The following is a 4,579-nucleotide window of genomic DNA, read 5'->3' on the forward strand; positions in this document are numbered from 1 at the left end:
TATGCGAGGAGAATGTGGGCCGCGCTGTGCTTCTGGACACGCACGGGCCGGAGGGATTTCGCATAGAACCTTTTGCGGTGCCGACAAACGATTCGAGCGCCGTCGTCACCGCGCCCCAGCGCGCCGCGATGCGGCAGCCGCATCCCTCAGAGACGGCTTCCGTCACTCTGCGAGATCGGCGGCCAACAAAGTTCATCTTTCGCGGGTGTCTCTTTACGGTGGAACGCGCTTATGGACCTTGGCGGACCAGCGGCGACTGGTGGAACCAGACGCTCTGGGGGCTGGAGCAGTGGGACGTGGTTGCGCGAGCACGAGACGGCGAGATCCTTTGCTGCTGCATGGTGCGTGACCTCATGCACAATTGCTGGCAGATAGCGGGCCTCTATGACTGAGCGCTACATCGAGCTGCACGCTGCCAGCGCATTCAGTTTTCTCGAAGGCGCCTCTCAACCCGAGGCACTGATTGAGCGGGCGGTGGCACTAGGGATTCCGGCAATGGCGCTCCTCGATCGCAACGGCTTATACGGCTCCGCCCGGTTCCATACGAGTGCAAAACGAAATGAGGTTCGTGCGCATATCGGAGCGGAGATTTCAGTTTCGAGCCTGGGCCCGCGGCTCACTCCGCCCGCCTGGCTTCCGCACCAGCATCTCGCTGAGCCCGCACGATTGCCTCTGCTCTGCGAGTCGCGCGAGGGCTACCAGAACCTCTGCCAACTGGTTACTCAATTCAAGATGCGGGAGACAACCAAACAGGAAGGTGCGGCGAACCTGGACGACCTCGCGCAGTACGCCTCGGGCTTGGTGTGTCTCACTGGCGGCGATGAAGGCCCTTTGGCCACGGCGCTTATGTGCGGCGGCGAAAAAGCAGGCCGCGAAGCGGTCGAACAACTCGTCCGCCTCTTTGGTCCGGCAAACGTCTACGTAGAGTTGCAACGTCATGAGGAGCGGGAAGAAGAGTGGCGCAATCAGGCGGCCATCCGCATCGCCCGATCTCTGAAGTTGCCACTGCTGGCGACCAATGGCGTGCGCCACGCAACGGCTTACGACCGGGAGATATTGGATCTTTTCACCGCGATCCGCCACCACGCCGAACTCGATCAGGCAGGGCGTCTTCTCGCGCTCAACAGTTTGCGTTTCCTACGTTCGGCGCGCGAGATGACCAGGTTGTTCGGGGATGTCTCGGGAGCCACGGGAAACACCGTTGAACTCTCTTCGCGTCTGAGGTTTGAGTTGAGCGACCTCGGATATGAGTTTCCGCGCTACCCGGTGCCGGATGGCGAATCAATGGACAGTTTTTTAAGGAAACGTACAGTAGAAGGCGTACAGCGCCGCTATGGACCGAAGAATGATCAGGACCTGCTTGAACGGGCCAGGAAGCAAGTCGCGCATGAACTGGCGTTGATTGCCAAGCTCGGGTTTGCAGGATATTTTCTGATCGTCTGGGATATCGTTCAATTCTGCAAGCGCAACGGCATACTCGTCCAGGGTCGCGGGAGCGCGGCCAATTCGGCCGTCTGCTATGCCCTCGAAATCACAGCAATCGACCCTGTGGGGATGGAACTACTTTTCGAGCGATTCCTGAACGAGAATCGTGGAGAGTGGCCGGACATTGATCTCGACCTGCCTTCCGAAGAGAAGCGGGAGCAGGCGATTCAGTACGTGTATCAGCGTTACGGCGAACTGGGCGCGGCGATGACCGCCAACGTCATCACCTATCGCGGCAAGTCCGCTGCGCGCGAAGTCGGCAAGGCCTTGGGCTTTGACGCTGAATCTCTCGGCCGTCTCTCCAGCCTCGTGAGCAGTTGGGAATGGCGCGGCAAGAACGACACCATGGCACACTCATTTCAAAATGCGGGCTTCGACATCCATCATCCGCGGATCGCAAAGTACCTCGAACTCTGCATGCGCATCCAGGATCTGCCGCGTCACCTTGGCCAGCACTCAGGAGGAATGGTGATTTGCCAGGGTCAGTTGAACCAGGTGGTTCCTTTGGAGCGGGCTTCGATGCCGGGCCGCACGGTTGTCCAGTGGGACAAGGAGGACTGCGCCGATCTCGGCATCATCAAGGTCGACCTGCTCGGCTTGGGGATGATGGCGGTGCTCAAAGATTGTCTGGAGCTGATTCCCGAGCACTACGGCGACCGGGTCGATCTCGCGCAGTTGCCGGAAGACAACGAGATTTACGGTGTTCTGCAAAGGGCCGACACCGTAGGCATGTTTCAGATCGAGAGCCGCGCGCAGATGGCATCGCTGCCACGGAACAATCCGGAGAAGTTCTACGACCTGGTCGTGCAGGTCGCGATTATCCGGCCTGGCCCGATTGTTGGACAAATGATGCACCCCTACATGCGGCGCCGGCAAAAGAAAGAAGAGGTCACCTATCCACATCCTTCGCTCGAACCTGTCCTGAAGCGGACGCTCGGCGTGCCGCTCTTTCAGGAGCAAGTCCTGCGCATCGCGATGACGGTCGCGAATTTCTCGGGAGCTGAGGCCGAAGAGCTACGCCGAGCCGTGGGCATGCGCCGTTCGTGGGAGCGCATGAAGAATCTCGAAGGCAAGCTCCGTGCCGGCATGACTGTCAAAGGGATCGACGCGAAGACGCAGGATACCATCGTGCAACATATCAGCTCATTCGCGCTGTACGGTTTTCCAGAATCGCATGCGGCCAGCTTCGCCCTGATCGCGTATGCTTCCGCCTACTTCAAAGTGAAATATCTGGCCGCCTTCACCTGTGCCATTCTCAACAATCAGCCGATGGGCTTCTATTCGCCCGCGGTGCTGGTCAAGGACGCTCAACGGCACGGCCTGCGGGTGAAGCCTATCGACGTTCAGGTGTCGAATTGGGCATGCACGGTAGAACACGAGAGTGGCGCGCTCACGCTGCGGCTAGGCCTGGGTTATGCCAAAGGTCTGCGCAAGCAAGCTGCGGATGTGCTAACCGCTTCCCGCGAGAAGGACGGCCCGTTTCGCTCGGCTGACGATCTCGCCCTCCGGGTTCCATCGCTGAACCGAAAGGAGCTCACGCTGCTGGCCCGCATCGGCGCCCTCAATCAAATTGACGGAATCGCTCATCGCCGCGATGAGCTGTGGCAGGTGGAATGGGCCGGAAAGCCCGAAGGCCCGCTCCTGCGGCAACAGAGCGATTGGCTCAGCGAAGAGAGTCGGAGCCTGCCGCTTCAGCAAATGAACACTGAGGAACGCCTCGTTGCAGATTCTGCCGGAACAAGCCTCACCATAGGCCAACACCCGATGTACTATCGACGCCGCGAGCTACAATTACGAGGAATCTTGTCTGCACAGGATCTGCGAGGGGGCCGCGACGGTGTGTTCGTCCGGACCGCAGGTTGTGTGATCGCGAGGCAGCGGCCGGGTACAGCCAAAGGATTCATCTTCATCTCGATTGAAGACGAGACTGGAATCGCTAATGTGATCGTCACGCCAGATCTCTATGAACGCGATCGTCTGGTCGTCACCCGAAACAGATTCCTACTCGTGCAAGGGCCTTTGCAGAATCAGGACGGCGTCATTCATGTGAAGGCGCAACATATTGCACCGCTCAACGTCACGAGCTTGGATGTCCGGTCTCACGATTTCCACTGATCGCCTCAACTCAAGTTGTGTTAGTGGCTCGTGAGTTCCCGTCTCGATTCAGGAGGAGAAAATCGCTGGACGCTGGCCGACTACAGGGGAAGGATCCATTTCTCGGTGAGCGCATCGAGATTTGGTGTAAATCGACGAAGTCTCATTTGGGGTAGTAAGTCCAAACCGCTGAGAATGCCGTCATCGTCCCCTTCAGTCATAGAACGACACGAGAAGTCCTCCTTGTATGTGCAGCGAACTGCAATAAACGCGTTTTCAGGTCTGCAGTTCCAAAGAGAAAGGCGAAAGGTCATGGATTTGCGCGAGATGTTGTCTTTGATTGCAAGATCTTCACGCGAAGACTGGAATGTCAATACTGGAGAGCAAACCTTCCATCATCAGTTCAGTTTTGAACGGGTGTCCTCTACTCTCCACGCCGAGGCACACACCGGCTTTGCAGTGTACATCCCGAATGTCTCAATCTCGATGGAGTGGGGTCTAGAGTGGCGAGAGAAGTACGATGCCGCATGGGTTAGAGAGTTCCCGGACAAACACGCCTCCGGTGACTATTTGGACATATTTTTCAATCACGCTTGGGTGTACCGCGCGGCGTTCGTCACGGTAGACGGCGGCGGCGCAAGGCTCCCGCTTCCCAACAATGACAGTGATTTGGTCGTTGAAAAAGGGGCGTGTGATCTAATCAAACGGGAGTTCCCCCGGCTCTGCCGGGGTGGCAGTAGCAGTTTGACATTTGCGGGAGTCCATCCAAGAAACTCCGAGAGGTGAGCCGCCAAGCACACTTCAAGGAGAAACCGGGATGGACGAACATGAGAGCTTAAGCCACTCCAAGTGGGAGTGCAAGTACCACGTTGTTTTTATCCCCAAATGCCGGCGCAAGGTGCTGTACGGGAGCCTTCGCAAGCATTTGGGCGAGGTGCTCCGTAAACTGGCCGAGCAGAAGGAGTGCCGCATTGAAGAAGGGCATCTTCTGGCCGACCAT

Annotated in this window: 3 protein-coding genes and 1 pseudogene; all 4 read left to right on the forward strand. The window is 58.0% G+C overall.

Going from position 1 to position 4,579, the window contains the following annotated elements; genetic code table 11:
• Positions 1-392 (forward strand): annotated as a pseudogene (locus VMU57_RS20940) (DNA polymerase Y family protein); the annotation flags it as partial.
• On the forward strand, positions 385-3,600 hold the full coding sequence (locus VMU57_RS20945; RefSeq protein ID WP_325386993.1) for an error-prone DNA polymerase: 3,216 nt from the start codon (positions 385-387) through the stop codon (positions 3,598-3,600). The pseudogene VMU57_RS20940 and the gene VMU57_RS20945, both read left to right, overlap by 8 nt.
• 291 nt (positions 3,601-3,891) lie before the next feature.
• Positions 3,892-4,365: a hypothetical protein gene (locus tag VMU57_RS20950; RefSeq protein WP_325386995.1), complete on the forward strand. Its 474-nt coding sequence runs from the start codon at positions 3,892-3,894 to the stop codon at positions 4,363-4,365.
• Positions 4,366-4,396: 31 nt separating this feature from the next.
• Positions 4,397-4,579 (forward strand): IS200/IS605 family transposase (gene tnpA, locus VMU57_RS20955; protein ID WP_325386997.1); only part of this gene is annotated, 183 nt, incomplete at its 3' end.

The organism is Edaphobacter sp., assembly GCF_035532915.1.
GTDB lineage: Bacteria > Acidobacteriota > Terriglobia > Terriglobales > Acidobacteriaceae > Edaphobacter.